The following is a 1,064-nucleotide window of genomic DNA, read 5'->3' on the forward strand; positions in this document are numbered from 1 at the left end:
CCTGCGCCCGTAACGCGACCACAGGACGGGAGGCCCGGTGCCAGCTGGCACCGGGCCTCCCGTCCGTCTGCGTGCTTCGTCACACACCGAATGAGCAGAAGACGCCGGGTGCCCTGGGGCGACCCGACGTCTTCTGCGCACTCGTTGCAGCGTGGTGCGGCCTAGCGGCGCGACGCCTTCACGGGGACGGTGAAGATGTTGCCGGTGGTGACGCCCTCTTCGACCTCTTCCAGGGTGCGGCCGCGGCTCTCCGGCACGAACTTCCAGATGAAGAGCAGGGCGAGGAGCCCGACGATCCCGAAGCCGAAGAACGTCCCGGTGATGCCGGTCGCGGCGACGATGGTCGGGAAGTACAGCCCGAGGAACGCGTTCGCGATCCAGAGGCAGAACACCGAGATGCCCATGCCGAGCGCGCGGATCTGGGTCGGGAAGATCTCGGACAGGACGACCCACACGGCGATGTTGAGGAAGGTCTGCATCGAGCCGACGAACGCGACGACCAGGAACAGGATCACCCACGGACGAGCGGGGTTGCCCTCGGGCAGTGCGACCGACGCGATGCCGATCAGGAAGTGGCAGGTCGTCGTCAGCGTGAACCCGAGGATCAGCGTCGTCCGGCGGTTGATCTTCTCCATGTTGTACAGGGCGATGACGCCACCGACCACGGCGATCACACCGGGTGCGATGTTCGCGATGAGGGCTGCCGATGCCTGGAACCCGGACTCGATGAGCACGGTCTGGCCGTAGTACATGATCGAGTTGATGCCGGTGAGCTGCTGCGCGACGCCGAGTCCGGCGCCGATGAGCACGATGCGGATGAGCCACTTGTTCCCGCGCAGCGTCTGCCACCCGCTGACGCGCTCGACCTTCGCCTCGATGTCGTTGCTCCGCTTGATGTCGTCGAGCTCGGCACGGGCACGGTCGGTGGTCCGCACCTGCTCGAGGACGGAGAGTGCTTCGTCGTAACGGTTCTTCGACGCGAGCCAGCGCGGCGACTCCGGCACCCGGAGCATGCCGACGAAGAGGGCGATCGCGGGGAGCGCGCAGACGGCCAGCATGACGCG

Annotated in this window: 1 protein-coding gene; it reads right to left on the bottom strand. The window is 66.9% G+C overall.

The window, feature by feature from the left end; all coding sequences use genetic code 11:
• Positions 1-161 precede the first annotated feature (161 nt).
• The coding region (locus BACI9J_RS22770) for an MFS transporter (RefSeq protein WP_159736658.1) at positions 162-1,064 on the bottom strand (903 nt) is incomplete at its 5' end.

This window comes from Arthrobacter sp. 9V, assembly GCF_902506065.1.
GTDB lineage: Bacteria > Actinomycetota > Actinomycetes > Actinomycetales > Micrococcaceae > Arthrobacter.